The following is a 17,771-nucleotide window of genomic DNA, read 5'->3' as shown; positions in this document are numbered from 1 at the left end:
TAAAGAAAATAACCATAATTTTAACAAAAATGAAAAAATGTATACTTGTAGTAGCAACTTTGATTTTTACAATATCGTGTAGTACTAAAGAAGAAAAAATAAAAGTGAAAATGAATACACCTGAAAACCCATTGCTAATTAAAAGTAAATTAGAATATGGTACACCAGATTTTACGATTATAAAAAATAGTCACTTTAAACCAGCCATTTTAAAGGGAATGGAGATTCAAAATGACGAGATAGCTAAAATTGTTGCAAATAAAGAAGAACCAACTTTTGAAAACACCATTCTAGCTTATGAAGAAAGTAATAAAGTATTAGATAGGGTAACTTCAGTTTTTTATTCATTAGCTGGTGCTCACACTAATGATACAATCAAAGATATTCAGAAAGAATTAGCACCTAAATTTTCAAAACATTCTGATGAGATTTTTTTAAATACCGAGTTATTTGAAAGAATAAAAAAGGTTTATAACAATTTAGAAACGATAAAATCAAATGATGCTGAATCAATTCATTTAGTTAAAGAAAATTACAAGAATTTTGTAAAATCAGGTGCAAATTTATCAGAAGAAAAGAAAAAAGAATTAAAAGAAATTAATGCCGAATTAGCTGTTTTATCTAATGATTTTGGAAAAAAACTATTAGATGCAAGCAAAAAAGGAGGCGTAACAATTACCGATAAAGAGAAATTAAAAGGATTTTCAGAAGATAAAATAAAAACTATTGAAAAAGATGGTAAATATGAGATTCAATTAATTAATACTACACAGCAACCATCCTTACAAACTTTAGAAAATAGAGAAGTAAGAGAAGAACTTTTTAAGAAATCTGTTTTAAGGACTGAAGGAGGAGATTTTGATACTAGCGATTTGGTAAAAAAGATGGTTTTATTACGTGCTAAAAAAGCAAAGGTTTTAGGGTTTGATAATTATGCAAGTTGGAGTTTACAGGGAACTATGGCATCTAAGCCAGAAAAAGTTTTTGAAATGTTTAATGGATTAATTCCTGGGGCTTTAGAAAAGGCATCATCTGAAATAAAAGAAATTCAAGCTGAAATAGATAAAAATAAAGGAGGGTTTAAATTGGCTCCTTATGATTGGAATTACTATGCTGAAAAAGTTCGTAAGTCTAAATATAATTTAAATGAGGATGAGGTGAAACCTTATTTTGAATTGACTAATGTTTTAGAAAAAGGAGTATTCTTTGCGGCTACAAAACTGTATGGTATAACTTTTAAAAAACGTACGGACATTCCAACTTATCATCCAGATGTCATGGTTTATGAGCTTTTTGAAGAAGACGGAAGTAAGCTAGGACTGTTTTTTGGAGATTTTTTTGCAAGAGACAGTAAAAGAGGAGGGGCATGGATGAGTTCATTTGTAAAACAATCTAAGTTACGTAATCAAAAGCCTGTAATTTACAATGTTTGTAATTCAGATAAACCAGCGATTGGCGATCCAGCATTAATTAGTTTTGATGAGGTTGAAACGATGTTTCATGAATTTGGACATGCATTACATGGTTTATTTGGAGATCAGAAATATGCTTCTATTTCTGGAACAAGTGTAGCAAGAGATTTTGTTGAGTTTCCATCACAGTTTAATGAAAACTGGTCTACACATCCTGAAATTTTAAATAATTATGCGTTGCATTATAAAACAGGAGAAGTAATACCTACTGAATTATTGAAAAAAATTAAAGATGCTGGCACTTTTAATCAAGGATACTCTATGATTGAAAACTTATGCTCTTCTAATTTAGACATGCAGTGGCATACAATTTCTTCTGATACTACTATTAACAATGTTGTTCAGTTTGAAGAAGCTGCTTTAGAAAAAATGAAGTTAAAAGTAGCTGAAATACCACCAAGGTATCGTTCAACATACTTTGCACACATATTTAGCGGTGGATATGCTGCTGGATATTATTCATATTTATGGACGGAAATGTTAAGTCATGATGCATATGATTGGTTTAAAAATAATGGTTTGTTAACTAGAGAAAATGGGCAAAAATTCCGCGAACAAATTTTATCAAAAGGAAATACCATGGACTACGCTGAAATGTATAAAGCTTTTGCTGGTCGTGATCCACAAGCTAAACCAATGTTAACGGCAAGAGGGTTGAAATAATTAATCATAAAGGTTCAATAAATGAACGATTATTTTGAAAATGAAACTTTTAATAAAGTTAGTTTTACTAGTAAACAGCTTAGTAAAACTAACTTTGATTCTTGTGTGTTTAAAAATTGTGATTTTTCTGAGTTACATATAAACGCTTCTGAGTTTTTAGAATGTGAATTTATAGATTGTAATTTGAGCAATACAAAATTAAGAGACAGTAGTTTTAAAGGGGTACATTTTACGAATTCAAAATTAATAGGAATTAATTTTTTTGAAGTGAATCCTTTTTTATTGAGAATAAATTTTTCAAAATGCCAATTAAATTTTTCTTCATTTTATCAGTTGAAAATGCAAAATTTTCAGTTTGTAGAATGTCAAATTATAGAAGTTGATTATACAGAAGCTGATTTACGAAGTAGTTATTTTGAAGAAAGTGATTTAAGTAATTCAATATTTGAAGATACAAATTTAGAGAAAGTAAATTTTAAAACTGCTAAAAACTTTTCTATAGATATCGAAAGAAACAAGATAAAAGGTGCTATCTTTTCAAAAGAAAACATAGAAGGTTTACTAAAGAAATACCAAATATTTGTACATTAAATGAAAATAGTAAAAGTAATATAAAAGGTACATGACTAGGCCAATAGAAAATAAACTAGAAAAAATACCAATTGTAAATTTGTTGGTTAACTTTGGGAAAACTATTAAAATTCCAGGCTTAGAAGGAATGTCTTTATATGATGTTTTGGAAATGTATATTTTAGGAATTGTAAAAGGGGCATTAACAACTAGAGCAGGAGGGATTGCTTTTAGTTTTTTTATGGCAATTTTCCCATTTCTTCTTTTTATACTAACATTAATACCTTACATCCCTATTGAGGGCTTCCAGGAAGGGCTGTTTTCATTAATCCAAGAAGTATTACCCCCAAAAACATTTGATGCAGTGGATGGTGTTTTGAAAGATATTTTAAATAATCAGTATGGAGGTTTACTTTCGTTCGGTTTTTTAGCATCTATTTTTTTAATGACTAATGGAGTAAATGCTATTTTTGGAGGTTTTGAATACTCATACCATGTTAAAGAGTATAGAAATATAATAAGGGCATATATGATTTCTTTGGCGGTATCACTACTAATGGCTTTGTTTTTAATTATTACAGTGGTTTTCGTAATTCTATATCAAATTGCTTTAGCTAAAATAGATGAAAAAGGATGGTTTAATACAAGTGATTTAAATCTGTTTTATTACGGAAGAGGTTTTTTATTCTTGGTAATGATTTTTACTATTGTTTCATTATTATTTAGATACGGAACAAAACAAGGAAAAGAAACTCGCTTTTTTTCACCTGGGGCAATTTTAACAACTGTAGTTTCAATGTTCTCGTTCTATATTTTTGGTATTTATGTTCTGAAATTCGCAAAATATAACCAATTATATGGGTCAATAGGAACATTGCTTATATTAATGCTATTCGTTTGGTTAAATGCGATCATATTGTTGTTAGGGTTTGAATTAAATGCAAGTATTTATCGATTAAAACGAAAAAATAAAACTTCTTATTTTCGCGATTAATTCAGATATTTGTTACCTCAATTAATAAAGTAAAAATTAATTACTACGTTTTTAAAGTATGATAAATTAAAGACGTTATTTATAATTAAAAAATATGAAACCAAGTATTCCAAAAGGAACAAGAGATTTTTCATCAACCGAAGTAGCAAAAAGAAATTACATATTAAATACCATAAAACATTCGTTTGAAAACTTTGGATTTCAACCTATTGAAACTCCAAGTTTTGAAAATTCGTCTACCTTAATGGGAAAATATGGAGAAGAAGGAGATCGTTTAATTTTTAAGATTTTGAATTCTGGAGATTATTTAAGTAAAGTTGATGATGATTTACTATCAGAAAAAAATAGTCAAAAACTAATTTCTAAAATCTCAGAAAAAGCATTAAGATACGATTTAACAGTCCCTTTTGCACGTTATGTAGTACAGCACCAAAATGACATAACTTTTCCTTTTAAACGTTATCAAATTCAACCTGTTTGGAGAGCTGATCGTCCGCAAAAAGGACGTTTTCGTGAATTTTATCAATGCGATGCTGATGTTGTTGGTAGTAAATCTTTATGGCAAGAAGTAGAGTTTGTTCAATTATATGATGCTGTTTTTAGTAAGTTAGGATTGAGTGGTACAACCATTAAAATTAATAATCGTAAAATTTTATCTGGAATCGCGGAGGTAATAGGAGCTAAAGATAAGTTAATTGATTTTACGGTTGCTTTAGATAAATTAGATAAAATAGGAAAAGAAGGTGTCGTTAAAGAAATGCTTTCTAAAGGAATTACTGAAGTAGCACTTGAAAAAGTTGATCCATTATTTGATTTCTCTGGCTCTAATACTGATAAATTAGCTTCTTTAGAAGTAATGTTAGAAGGTTCTGAAGAAGGTATAAGAGGTGTAGAAGAATTACGATTTATAAATGATTCAATATCAGAGTTAGGGTTAACTTCTGCAAGTTTAGAAATAGATGTTACTTTAGCTAGAGGGCTAAATTATTATACAGGTGCAATTTATGAAGTATCGGCTCCAAGAGAAGTAAAAATGGGGTCTATCGGTGGAGGTGGAAGGTATGATGATTTAACTGGTATTTTTGGTTTAAAAGATGTTTCTGGAGTTGGCATATCTTTTGGGTTAGATAGAATTTATTTGGTAATGGAAGAGTTAGGGCTGTTTGAAACCGTAGAATTACCAAAACCAAAGGTGTTGTTCTTAAATTTTAAAGAGAATGAGAGCCTGAAAAAAGTAAAAGCAATTAGGGTTTTAAGAGAGAATAATATAAAATCTGAGCTTTATCCTGATACGGCTATAAGTAACAAACAACAAAAGAAACAATGGAAATATGTTAGCAATAGAGGAATACAGTTTGTGGTAACCGATGTTGATAATGATACTTTTGTTTTAAAAAACATGATTAACTCTGAGCAAACTACTTGCTCTTTAAACGAATTGATAACTAAAGTACAGTAAATTAATAACAAAGTTGTAAATTTGCACCATAATAAATGAAAGAAATGTTTGAAGTGAAGAACAACAAAATGAATGACGAAAGGATAGAAGAAATTGGAGACAACCACATCGCTACATCCGCTGAATCGCCAATACGTAAAGATGCATTTGATATTTCTGATGAAGAAAAAATAAAAAGAATCCAAGAGAGTGTTAAAGATATTTTAATAACTTTAGGAATGGATTTAACTGATGATAGTTTGCAAGGCACACCTAAACGTGTGGCAAAGGCTTTTGTAAATGAGCTTTTCATGGGGTTAAATCCAAAAAATAAACCTAAGGCATCAACATTTGACAATAATTATAATTATGGTGAAATGTTAGTAGAAAAAAACATTATAGTATATTCTACCTGTGAGCATCACCTATTACCAATTATTGGTAGAGCACATGTAGCTTATATCTCTGATGGAAAAGTAATTGGTTTATCTAAAATGAATAGAATTGTTGAGTATTTTTCTAAAAGACCGCAAGTTCAAGAACGATTAACAATGCAGGTTGTTCAAGCTATGCAAGAAGCTTTAGGGACAGATGATGTAGCTTGTGTTATTGATGCCAAGCATTTATGTGTAAACTCCAGAGGTATTAAAGACATTGAAAGTAGTACAGTCACTGCTGAATTTGGAGGTAAATTTAAGGAGAAAGAAACTAAAAGAGAGTTCTTAGATTACTTAAAAATGGATACAAGCTTTGACTAAGCAAATCTTACTAAATAGGAAAAGCCGTTAATTTTAACGGCTTTTTTTTATTGATTATTTTTTTATTCCTTTAAAATAATTAAAATATTTATTTAACAATTAAAATATTGGCATTAGATTTGCAATACAATAAACGTTGTTGGCACTAAAGCAAGCAACAAATAATTTTTTACAATGAATAGAGGTACCGTAAAATTCTTCAACGATTCAAAAGGATTTGGATTTATCACAGAAGAAGGATCAAACAAAGAACATTTTGTACATGTTTCAGGATTAATCGATGAAATTCGTGAAAACGACGAAGTTGAATTCGAATTAAAAGAAGGAAAAAAAGGATTAAACGCAGTAAACGTTAGAGTATTATAATATATATTTTTATTACTAGTTAATTTTTTAATGAGAATAGCCTATCAAAAGTTGATAGGCTTTCTTATTTTAGAATAGATTTTTTAGTTCAATTAAAATAAATTAAATAATTGTCTAAATATTAAAATATTGGTATTAGATTTGCAACTCAATAAAAGTTGTTGGCACTAAAGCAAGCAACAAATAATTTTTTACAATGAATAAAGGTACCGTAAAATTCTTCAACGATTCAAAAGGATTTGGATTTATCACAGAAGAAGGATCAAACAAAGAACATTTTGTACATATTTCAGGATTAATCGATGAAATCCGTGAGGGTGATGACGTTGAATTCGAATTACAAGATGGAAAAAAAGGATTAAACGCAGTAAACGTAAGAGTATTATAATATATATTTTATTACTAGTTAATTTTTTAATGAAAACCTATCAAATTTTGATAGGTTTTTTTCTGTTCGTATTTTAACTAGTAAATGAGAATTATGTAAAGAGGATATGAATATATATTTGAATATTTTCGTTTTTATAGCTTAAAAAAAAAGAGATTACTTTTTAGGTAATCTCTTTTTTATTTGATAAAACGAACTTTTATTTCATCGATTTGTATATTTCTCTGTACTTTTTGCTTTTTTCTTCCATTTCTAAAACTTCATATATATTCATTAAAGTTTTAATAGTATCAATATTTCTATTTAAGCTATCAGCTTTTTCTAAAAATGGTAAAGCTTCTTTGTAAACTTCTTTTTGTTTTAGAGCTAATTCATCGTATTTTTTGAAGTTAGATAGGTTTTTATTCATCTCTTCAACAATAGATTTGTCTTGATCTAATACAACAACTGCTAAATTCATATACGCATCTGCATAATCTGGCTTTAACTCAACAGCCTTCTGGTAATATTTTTTAGCATCATCAGTTCTTCCTTGGTTAAAGTTTACAACCCCTAAGTTATAGTATAATGTTGGGTTTGTAGGATCTAATGCAACAGCTTCAGTCATTAACTCACCAAATTTATCCATTTTTTTAAGTTGAACATACATGTCAGCTTCGTTAAGTAATAAATTTAAATCTTTAGGATTTTGCTTACGAGCTTCTGATAAGGCAGCAATCGCTTCGTCAGTTTTACCTTGTTCTTTTAAAATTAAAGCGATATTTTTTGTTAGAGTAGCTGATTTAGATTTTGAAAGCTTGTTCTCTGGTTTGATATATTGCTTTGATTTAACCATTAAATCTCTTTGAGATTTTGAATTAAAAGCTTCTACTTTACCAGTTTGTGTATTAGTAGCTACAAATTTAGTTTCTATACCAGTGTATCCAATTTTTCTTAACTCATTATAATATTTAAGAGCTGTGTCGTACTCTTTAGCTTGAGTAGCAGATATAGCTGCATTGTATGCAAAAGAAGTATCTTTAGGACTTAATAAATAGGTTAAATAGAAGTTTTCAGCAGCGTTTTTATAATCTTTAGAGTTGTTGTATAAGTTAACAGCTTTATTTGAAACTTCTTGAATTAATTGATCTAACATTGGTTTAGCGTCAGAAGAATATCTATCTTTACCAACTTGCTTTTCAAAATCAAACAAGTTTTTAAAAGCATCAGCAGCTACTTTATAATTCTTTTTAGCAGCGTAAGCTTTACCTTTTAAAAAGTAAAATTTAGCTTTATACTTATCATCAGCGTTTGCAATTAACTTTTCAGCAGCATCAATAGATACTATTGCACTATTAAATTCTTGTTTTTTTATGGCTTTTTCGGCTGCTTTAAGTTCTGACTTTTGAGCAAAAGTACCCAATGATACTAGTCCTAAAGAAAGTGCTATAATTTGTTTTTTCATTTTAGATTCTTATTTATTGTTGTTCTTGATTCTCGTTATTATCATTTTCATTTTCAATTTCCATGCCATTACCATTCTCATTTATTTCTTCTTCTTCATGCATAACTTTAGCAACTGCTGCTATACTATCATTGTTTTTTATATTTATTAAACGAACACCTTGGGTTGCACGTCCCATAACACGTAGGTCTTCTACAGCCATTCTAATGGTAAGTCCTGATTTATTTATAATCATTAAATCATTAGAATCATCTACGTTTTTTATAGCAACTAATTCACCTGTTTTTTCAGAGATATTCAATGTTTTTACACCTTTACCACCACGATTGGTAACTCGATAATCTTCTAGTTTTGATCTTTTTCCATACCCTTTTTCAGAAACAACAAGTATATTGCTATCCATGTCGTTTACGGCAACCATACCAATTACTTCATCTTGCTCATGCTGCAAAGTAATTCCACGAACTCCAGAAGCAGTTCTTCCCATTGGCCTTGTTTTTGCTTCCTCAAAACGAATTGTTTTCCCCGATTTTAAAGCTAGCATTACTTGACTATCACCTGTTGTTAATTTTGCTTCTAGCAATTCATCTCCTTCTTTAATTGTAATGGCATTAATACCGTTAGCTCTAGGTCGTGAATATTGCTCTAAAGAGGTCTTTTTTACTTGACCTTTTTTTGTAGCCATAATTACATAATGATTATTTATGTAATCTTCGTCTTTTAAATCTTGAGTAACTAAGAATGCTTTTACCTTATCATCTTGCTCAATATTTATAAGGTTTTGCATAGCTCTTCCTTTTGTGTTTTTACCACCTTCAGGAATTTCATACACACGCATCCAGAAAACTTTACCTTTTTGAGTAAAGAACATCATATATTGATGATTTGTACCTACAAATAAATGTTCTAGAAAGTCTTCATTTCTTGTAGCAACACCTTTTTGTCCTCGACCACCTCTATTTTGAACCTTGTATTCGTCAAGATTAGTTCTCTTTAAATATCCAGCATTTGAAATAGTAACTACTACTTTAGAGTTAGGAATCATGTCTTCAATACGCATGTCTCCTCCTGCATATTCAATAACTGATCTACGATCGTCTCCATATTTATCTCTAATATGAACTAATTCATCCTTTATTATGTTGTAACGTCTAGGTTCATTTGCTAAAATATCTTTTAAATCAATAATTGTAGCCATTATATCATCATACTCAGCACGTAATTTATCTTGTTCCAGTCCTGTTAACTGACGCAGTCTCATTTCAACAATTGCTTTTGCTTGAATTTCAGTTAACTCAAAACGAGCAATTAATTTTTCACGAGCTTCATCGGCGTTTGAAGACCCTCTAATAATGGCAATTACTTCATCAATATTATCAGAAGCAATAATTAAACCTTCTAAAATGTGAGCACGAGCTTCTGCTTTTTTTAGTTCAAACTCTGTTCTACGAACAATTACTTCATGACGATGTTCTACAAAATAATGAATTAATTGTTTTAGGTTTAATTGCTCAGGACGACCGTTTACTAGTGCGATATTGTTAACACTAAACGATGTTTGTAATTGAGTGTATTTATATAATTTGTTTAGAACAATGTTAGGAATTGCATCACGCTTTAAAACGTAAACGATACGCATTCCTTTTCTATCAGATTCGTCGCGAATATTAGCGATTCCTTCTAGTTTTTTATCATTAACTAACTCAGCAGTTTTTTTAATCATTTCTGCTTTGTTAACTTGATAAGGAATTTCAGTAACAATAATACATTCACGTCCTTTTACTTCTTCGATAGTAGCTTTAGCTCGCATAACAATACGGCCTCTACCAGTATGAAAAGCATCACGTACACCATCATATCCGTAAATAATCCCACCAGTTGGGAAGTCAGGAGCTTTTACGTGTTGCATTAACTCGTCTATTTCTATTTCTTTGTTATCAATGTATGCAATGGTACCATTAATAACTTCTGTTAAATTGTGAGGAGCCATGTTAGTTGCCATACCAACGGCAATTCCTGAAGCTCCATTTACCAATAAATTAGGGATACGAGTAGGTAATACTGTTGGTTCTTTTAGAGTATCATCAAAATTTAACTTATGGTCAACTGTATCTTTTTCAATATCAGCCAGCATGTCTTCTGATATTTTTTGCATACGTACCTCAGTATAACGCATTGCTGCTGGGCTATCTCCATCAACAGAACCAAAGTTTCCTTGACCATCAACCATCATGTAACGTACACTCCAGTTTTGAGCCATACGAACCATAGAGTCATACACAGATGTATCTCCATGTGGATGATACTTACCTAATACTTCCCCTACAATTCTTGCTGATTTTTTATATGCTCCTGTAGCTTTAATTCCTAGTTCATGCATTCCAAATAAAACCCTACGATGAACTGGTTTCAAACCGTCTCGAACATCAGGTAAAGCTCTTGATACAATTACCGACATTGAGTAGTCGATATATGCTGATTTCATTTGTTCTTCAATGTTGATAGGAATCAACTTTTCGCCATCTGCCATATATTTCTCTTTAAAATATTAGTACTTGTTATTTTATAAAAAAGTGAATTTTACATAAAATAAAACTCACTTGAAACATGCTGTGAAAAACATGTGTTTTCTAAATCATTGCAAGATACAATAAAGCCAAGTTTTACACAAAATTTGTTAATGTTGTTTTAACTATAGTTATTAACAATTTTAACCATAATTTAACGTGTTTTTGTTAAAATCTGTGTCTTTTTGTAAAGCCATAATGGCATTAAATTTTTATTGGCACCTTTTTTGTAATTTTTTGTAAAAAAATCTCACTAACTTTACACAGACACAAATTAAATTTATGGACGATAATTTTTCACCACAAGTTAGAGATGTGATAACTTTCAGTAAGGAAGAGGCACTTCGTTTAGGGCACGACTTTATTGGAACAGAACATTTGCTTTTAGGATTAATACGAAAAGGAGACGGTAAGGGTATTGAAATCTTAACTACATTTGATGTGGATTTAGATTTGGTACGTAATAAATTAGAAAAACTAAATCCCTCTTCTCCTTCGATAGGAAATAATCAAAAAAAGAGTTTACATCTTACTAGACAAGCAGAAAAAGCTATAAAAACTACGTTTTTAGAAGCTAAACTATATCAAAGTAACGCAATAGATACGGCTCATTTATTGTTGTGTATTTTACGCAATGAAAATGATCCGACCACTAAATTATTGCAGAAATATGATATTGATTACGAGCAAGCCAAGGCACTATATAAAGAGTTGCATGTAGAAGATTTTTCTGTTGACCCTATTGCCGAAACACCATCAGATGATGAGTTTTCTGAAGAAAAAACAAACCCTTTTGGACAACAAACACCAAGAGGAAAACAGGCTAAAAAATCGAAAACCCCAGTGTTAGATAATTTTGGCCGTGATTTAACTTCCTTGGCAGAGGCTGACAAATTGGATCCTGTAGTAGGTCGATTAAAAGAAATTGAACGTGTTTCACAAATTTTAAGTCGTCGTAAAAAAAATAATCCAATGTTAATTGGTGAGCCTGGAGTAGGTAAGTCTGCAATTGCTGAAGGGCTTGCGTTACGAATTGTTAATAGAAAAGTATCTAGAATTCTTTTTGATAAGCGAATTGTTTCTCTTGATTTGGCAAGTTTAGTAGCTGGTACAAAGTACAGAGGGCAATTTGAAGAACGTATGAAAGCTTTAATGAATGAGTTAGAAAAAAATGATGATATTATTTTATTCATTGATGAAATTCATACAATCGTTGGAGCAGGAGGTGCAACAGGGTCTTTAGATGCGTCAAATATGTTGAAGCCTGCATTGGCAAGAGGAGAGATTCAATGTATCGGAGCTACTACGTTAGATGAGTATCGTACCAATATAGAAAAAGATGGGGCTTTAGAACGTCGTTTTCAAAAAGTAATTGTTGATCCAACTACTGTTGAAGAAACTATTCAGATTTTACACAATATAAAAGGAAAATATGAAGCTCATCATCATGTGAATTTTACAGATGAAGCCATTCAAGCTTGTGTAAAGTTAACAAGTCGTTATATGACAGATAGATATTTACCTGATAAAGCTATTGATGCCTTAGATGAAGCGGGATCTCGTATTCATATAACAAACATTGTTGTGCCACAACAAATTTTAGAACTAGAGGCTAAATTAGAAGAAATTAGAGATCGTAAAACTAAAGCAGTAAGTGGTCAAAAGTATGAGGAAGCCGCTAAATTACGTGATGATGAAAAAAATATGGAAACTGCTCTAGATTCAGCTCAAAATCAATGGGAAGAAGATTCCAAATTACATCGTGAAACAGTAACTGAAGATAATGTTGCTGAAGTAGTTTCAATGATGACTGGAATCCCTGTAAATAGAGTTGCTGAGGCTGAAAGTAGTCGTTTAGCAGAATTGCCAAGCTTAATAAAAGGTAAGGTGATAGGTCAAAACGACGCTGTAACTAAAGTGGTAAAAGCAATTCAACGTAATAGGGTAGGGTTGAAAGATCCTAACAAGCCTATTGGTTCTTTTATATTTTTAGGTTCAACAGGGGTAGGTAAAACTCAGTTAGCTAAAGTTCTTTCTAAGGAGTTATTTGATTCCGAAGATTCTCTTATCAGGATTGATATGAGTGAATATATGGAGAAGTTTGCTATATCTCGTTTGATTGGTGCACCTCCAGGGTATGTCGGGTATGAAGAAGGTGGTCAGTTAACTGAAAAAGTTCGAAGAAAACCTTATTCAGTAGTACTTTTAGATGAAATTGAGAAAGCGCATCCTGATGTTTTTAACATGATGCTACAAATTTTAGATGATGGGTTTATTACTGATAGTTTAGGAAGGAAAATTGACTTTAGAAATACCATTATAATCATGACATCAAATATTGGAGCTCGAAAGTTGAAAGACTTTGGTGGTGGAGTTGGTTTTGGTACTTCTTCTAAGAAAGATCAAGAAGACGCTCATGCTAAAAGTATCATAGAAGGGGCTTTGAAAAAGTCTTTTGCACCTGAGTTTTTAAATCGTATTGATGATGTAATAATTTTCAACAGTTTAGAGCGTGAAGATATTCATAAGATTATTGATATTGAGTTAGACAAGTTATTGAGACGTATTTCAGATTTAGGATATCATTTAACATTAAGCGAAAAAGCGAAAGATTATATTGCCGACAAAGGATTTGATAAGCAGTATGGAGCTAGACCTTTAAAAAGAGCTATTCAAAAATATATTGAAGACGCTTTAGCTGAAGAAATTGTAAGTGCTAAGTTAGATGAAGGTGATGCAATTTTTATGGATTTAGATGAAAAGAATAAAAAACTAGTCATCAAAATTGTAAAGGGTGAAAAGTCAGAAGAAACAAGAACAGAATTTGACGAAGAATAAAATAAAGTAAAAACAAAAAAGGGTTGAAAATTTTCAACCCTTTTTTATTTTATATAAATCGTTTAATAACTCTAAGTTTATGAGTATGTTGTTGCGAGTCTACATTGTAAATACCACTATGGTCTAATTTATCAATACGAACTTTACCATGAGCATGAATAATGTTGTAGTCATTCATAATTATACCAACATGAGTAATAATGCCTTCATCATTATCAAAAAAGGCTAAATCACCAGGTTCGCTTTCTTCAATAAAACTTAATACTTCACCTTGAGTAGCTTGTTCTTTAGCATCTCGTAAAAGTTGATATCCGCATAGCTTATAAACTGTTTGAGTAAAACCAGAACAGTCAATTCCAAAAGGAGATTTACCTCCCCATAAATAAGGGGTGTTTAAAAATAAATAAGCAGTTTCAATAATTGAAGATTTCGGCAATTTCATGTGACAAACTTTTCCTTCATAGGTAAAAATACGTTCATCAATTCGCAACTTTTTATTTTTAAATAATGGAAGATGTGCACCTAAAGGTATTGTTGTTAAGTTGTTTTGATTATCTGTAATAAAATCAATCAATTCACCAGAATAATACTGCTCACTATCGGAGAGAATCTGATAGTTTTCTTTAGGTATTTCCTTGTATTGCTTGTTGTCAATGTAGCCTTCATAACCATCAAATGATAGTTTTATTTTGCTCCATTTTTTGTGCTTTTCAAGTATCGTAAAATGCTCACCAAATAAAACTTGGTTTACCATTTCAGAAGTATCAGAAGCAGTTAAACGTAAAGGAACAATACTAAGGTTGCAAATTCCGAACATTAATAAATGTGCTTTTAAAATTAAATTCTTTCAATAACCATTGCACTAGCACCACCACCACCATTACAAATACCAGCAGCACCAATTTTAGCATTGTTTTGTTTTAAAATAGATGTTAACGCTATAATGATCCTTGCGCCAGAAACACCTAACGGGTGTCCTAAAGATACTGCACCACCATTAACGTTTACTTTATCAGAAGATAGGCCTAAGATTTTCATATTTGCTAATCCAACGACTGAGAATGCTTCGTTTAATTCAAAGTAATCTACATCATTAATAGAAATTCCAGCTTTAGCTAAAGCTTTAGGTAATGCTTTAGCAGGTGCAGTTGTAAACCATTTAGGTTCATGAGCAGCATCTGCATATCCTGTTACTTTTGCTAGAGGAGTAATCCCTAATTCTTTTGCCTTCTCGGCAGACATTAATACCAAAGCTGCACCACCATCATTAATGGTAGAAGCATTAGCGGCAGTAACGGTTCCTTCTTTTGTAAAAGCAGCACGTAATGCAGGGATTTTTTCCATTTTTACGTTTTTATATTCTTCATCTTCAGAAAAAATCAAAGGTTCACCTCTTCTTTGTGGAACTTCAACAGGAACAATTTCATCAGAGAACTTTCCTTCGTTCCATGCCTTAGATGATCTTGTATAAGATTCTATAGCAAAAGCATCTTGATCTTCTCTTGAAAAATCATACTCAGTTGCACATGCATCAGCACAAACTCCCATAGGTACTTGGTCGTAGACATCTACTAAACCATCTTTTTGCATACCATCTTCCATCTTAATTGGTCCAAATTTTGAACCGCCTCTTGCATGTTGGTAGTGAGGTATCATGCTCATATTTTCCATTCCCCCGGCAACAACTATACTTGCGTCACCTAAAGCAATTGACTGAGCAGCTAACATAATAGATTTCATTCCAGAAGAGCACACTTTGTTTACAGTAGTACAAGGCACAGTGTCAGGTATTCCTGCAAAAATTGCAGCTTGACGAGCAGGAGCTTGACCTAATCCAGCAGAAACCACATTTCCCATAAAAACCTCTTCAACCAATTCTGGCTTCAAGTTAATTTTATTTAAAGCACCTTTTATAGCTACGGCCCCTAGTTTAGTGGCAGGTATTTTAGATAAAGTTCCTAAAAAGCTTCCTATTGGAGTTCTTGCAACAGATGCGATCACTACTTCTTTCATATCTTGAATGTATATTTACGTTAAATTTTGTCTTGCGAAAATAACCATTTTATAGCAAGTACTCAAATAATCCAGAAAGGTTATCTTTACATTTTAAATCAAAAAAATGAATAAAATCATTAACAAATTATATAAAAACAATGCTATAATATATAAAGTACTATTGTTTTTAATTACAGCTACGGCAATTGTGTATTTATTTCCCAAAGGAGGGCAGTTTAAATACGATTTTTCTTCAGGTAAACCGTGGCAGTATGATAATTTATATGCTCCATTTGATTTTGCGATTCATAAAAGTGAACAGGAAATTGAAGTAGAAAAGGAAATGCTGTTGAGTGAAGCAAAAAAGTATTTCGTGTATGATAAAGCGATACAACAAGAAGTTTTTCTAGAGTTTAAAGAACAGTTACAAAAGATAAAACCTTCAGATTCTTTGGTAATTAGTGATGTTGTTCAAATAGCAAAAAGAGGAAGGTCAATTATAAACTTAATTTATCAATACGGATTTATTGATAGCGGAAGTATTGTTAAATATGGAAGTAGTGATGATGAAATAATTGTATTGAGAAAAGGAAATTCGATTGAAGATGTATTGTTTTCTAAATTTATCGAATCGAAAGAGGTGTTATCTATAATTAATAGTAAAATTCAAGATTTAAGCCAGTATAAACAACAACTAATGCTTAGTTTAATTGCAAACGTAGTTCGACCGAATGTTTCGTTTGATGAGAAGTTTACAAATAAAGGTAAAGAAGAAGCGCTTAAAAATATATCCTACACAAAAGGAAAAGTATCAAAAGGAGCATTAATAATTTTAAAAGGAGATATTGTAGAAGGAAAGAGGTACAATGTGTTAAAATCATATCAGTTAGCTTCTCAATCAACTATTTGGTCTAAATCTAATTATAATTGGATCGTTTTTGGGTATGCGGTTTTAGTTTCATTGGCCTTGTTAATGTTACTGTTGTTTTTACAGCGGTACCGAAACGATATTTTTAACGATAATAATAAAGTAACCTTTATATTTTTTAATGTTTTTATTATGATTTTGGTACAAACAATGGTTGTAAAAACAAATTCAGACTATTTGTACGTTGTTCCATTAAGTATTCTTCCTATTGTGTTAAAAGCCTTTTTTGATGCAAGGCTTGGTTTGTTTACGCATGTATTAACAGTTTTGTTATTAGGTTTTATAGTACCTAATAGTTTTGAGTTTATTTATTTACATATAATAGCAGGGATAGTAACAATATTGACTGTTTCTGAGCTATATAAAAGAGCAAATTTATTTATATCAATAGGTCAAATAACACTTATTTATATGCTCACATATTTTGCCTTTTCAATCATAAAAGAAGGGAATGCTGATAAGATTAGCATATTGTATTTTGGGTTATTCGCAGCTAATGGATTGTTATCATTCTTAGCGGTCTTCTTTATTTATTTCTACGAAAAAGTTTTTGGCTTGGTTTCAGATGTAACTTTATTAGAGTTATCAAATACGAACTCAAAATTACTGAGAGATTTAAATGAAAAAGCACCAGGAACGTTCCAACACTCTATGCAAGTTGCTAATCTGGCGGAAGCTGCCGCTAATGAAATTGGTGCGAACTCTATGTTGGTTAGAACAGGAGCTTTGTATCATGATATCGGTAAAATGGTGAACCCAATGTATTTTACGGAAAACCAATCTACAGGAGTAAATCCGCACAATGATTTATCGGCAAAAGACAGTGCTCGTATTATTTTAGATCATGTAATAAAAGGAATAGAGATAGCGAAGAAGAATAACTTACCAGATAGAATAATTGATTTTATCCGTACGCATCATGGAACTAACGTTACGTACTATTTTTATAAAAATGAATTAGATAATAATCCGAATACAGAGGTAGATATAAAGAAGTTTCAATACCAAGGACCAATTCCTTTTTCAAAAGAAACGGCTATTTTAATGATGTGTGATGCGGCAGAAGCAGCTTCCAAGAGCCTAAAAGAACCCACAGCACAGTCAATAGATAGTTTAATAGATAAGATTATAGAGAAGCAAAAAAACGATAATCAGTTTAAAAATTCTGATATTACGTTTAGAGAAATAGAAAAAATAAAAAAAATTATTAAGAATAAGTTAATGAATATCTATCACTTACGTGTTGAGTATCCAGATTAGTGATTTTTTTTATTAAAAAAGTTTGTGAGAACGTTTAATAAGTGCTAGATTTGCACTCGCAATTTGAAATTCATAACAATGAGTTTCTAA

13 protein-coding genes are annotated in these 17,771 nt (G+C 31.0%); 9 read left to right on the top strand and 4 right to left on the bottom strand.

All coding sequences use genetic code 11. The features are described from left to right. The first annotated feature begins 29 nt into the window (after positions 1–29). The 7 genes from ACMFBB_RS06105 to ACMFBB_RS06075 all read left to right on the top strand — a co-directional run bounded on the left by ACMFBB_RS06105 (position 30) and on the right by ACMFBB_RS06075 (position 6,649). Entirely contained in the window at positions 30–2,135 is a 2,106-nt protein-coding gene (locus tag ACMFBB_RS06105; protein WP_435263562.1) for a M3 family metallopeptidase, read from the top strand. 21 nt (positions 2,136–2,156) lie between these two features. Then, positions 2,157–2,726, top strand: coding sequence for a pentapeptide repeat-containing protein (locus ACMFBB_RS06100; RefSeq protein ID WP_435263561.1), 570 nt, complete (start codon positions 2,157–2,159; stop codon positions 2,724–2,726). Between the two features lie 31 nt (positions 2,727–2,757). After that, the gene (locus tag ACMFBB_RS06095; RefSeq protein WP_435263560.1) at positions 2,758–3,699 is read left to right on the top strand and encodes a YihY/virulence factor BrkB family protein; all 942 of its coding nucleotides are present in this window, start codon (positions 2,758–2,760) and stop codon (positions 3,697–3,699) included. A gap of 94 nt (positions 3,700–3,793) precedes the next feature. Continuing rightward, positions 3,794–5,158 carry a histidine--tRNA ligase gene (hisS, locus tag ACMFBB_RS06090; protein ID WP_435263559.1) on the top strand — a complete coding sequence of 455 codons (1,365 nt, stop codon included), beginning with the start codon at positions 3,794–3,796 and terminating at the stop codon, positions 5,156–5,158. Positions 5,159–5,202: 44 nt separating this feature from the next. Then, the gene (folE, locus tag ACMFBB_RS06085) at positions 5,203–5,895 is read left to right on the top strand and encodes a GTP cyclohydrolase I FolE (RefSeq protein ID WP_435264272.1); all 693 of its coding nucleotides are present in this window, start codon (positions 5,203–5,205) and stop codon (positions 5,893–5,895) included. 174 nt (positions 5,896–6,069) lie between these two features. Continuing rightward, entirely contained in the window at positions 6,070–6,261 is a 192-nt protein-coding gene (locus ACMFBB_RS06080; RefSeq protein WP_435263558.1) for a cold-shock protein, read from the top strand. A gap of 196 nt (positions 6,262–6,457) precedes the next feature. Next, positions 6,458–6,649 (top strand): cold-shock protein, encoded by a 192-nt coding sequence (locus tag ACMFBB_RS06075; RefSeq protein ID WP_435263557.1) that lies wholly within the window; start codon positions 6,458–6,460, stop codon positions 6,647–6,649. A gap of 199 nt (positions 6,650–6,848) precedes the next feature. On the opposite strand, the gene ACMFBB_RS06070 is transcribed toward ACMFBB_RS06075, so the two are convergent. Next, entirely contained in the window at positions 6,849–8,093 is a 1,245-nt protein-coding gene (locus ACMFBB_RS06070; protein ID WP_435263556.1) for a tetratricopeptide repeat protein, read from the bottom strand. A gap of 13 nt (positions 8,094–8,106) precedes the next feature. After that, positions 8,107–10,623, bottom strand: coding sequence for a DNA gyrase subunit A (gyrA, locus tag ACMFBB_RS06065; protein ID WP_435263555.1), 2,517 nt, complete (start codon positions 10,621–10,623; stop codon positions 8,107–8,109). Positions 10,624–10,942: 319 nt separating this feature from the next. Here gyrA and ACMFBB_RS06060 point away from each other — a divergent pair, with 319 nt between their 5' ends. Then, positions 10,943–13,498 carry an ATP-dependent Clp protease ATP-binding subunit gene (locus tag ACMFBB_RS06060; protein ID WP_435263554.1) on the top strand — a complete coding sequence of 852 codons (2,556 nt, stop codon included), beginning with the start codon at positions 10,943–10,945 and terminating at the stop codon, positions 13,496–13,498. 49 nt (positions 13,499–13,547) lie between these two features. On the opposite strand, the gene ACMFBB_RS06055 is transcribed toward ACMFBB_RS06060, so the two are convergent. Together ACMFBB_RS06055 and ACMFBB_RS06050 are read right to left on the bottom strand one after the other, a co-directional pair. Beyond that, on the bottom strand, positions 13,548–14,315 hold the full coding sequence (locus ACMFBB_RS06055) for an NlpC/P60 family protein (protein WP_435263553.1): 768 nt from the start codon (positions 14,313–14,315) through the stop codon (positions 13,548–13,550). Between the two features lie 20 nt (positions 14,316–14,335). Continuing rightward, positions 14,336–15,511 carry an acetyl-CoA C-acyltransferase gene (locus tag ACMFBB_RS06050; RefSeq protein ID WP_435263552.1) on the bottom strand — a complete coding sequence of 392 codons (1,176 nt, stop codon included), beginning with the start codon at positions 15,509–15,511 and terminating at the stop codon, positions 14,336–14,338. Between the two features lie 106 nt (positions 15,512–15,617). Here ACMFBB_RS06050 and ACMFBB_RS06045 point away from each other — a divergent pair, with 106 nt between their 5' ends. Continuing rightward, the gene (locus tag ACMFBB_RS06045; protein ID WP_435263551.1) at positions 15,618–17,681 is read left to right on the top strand and encodes an HD family phosphohydrolase; all 2,064 of its coding nucleotides are present in this window, start codon (positions 15,618–15,620) and stop codon (positions 17,679–17,681) included. The last annotated feature ends 90 nt before the right edge of the window (positions 17,682–17,771 follow it).

It is taken from the genome of Tenacibaculum sp. nBUS_03 (assembly GCF_051201695.1).
In the GTDB taxonomy this organism is placed as follows: Bacteria; Bacteroidota; Bacteroidia; order Flavobacteriales; family Flavobacteriaceae; genus Polaribacter.
This window is presented reverse-complemented; position numbering and strand designations above follow the sequence as displayed.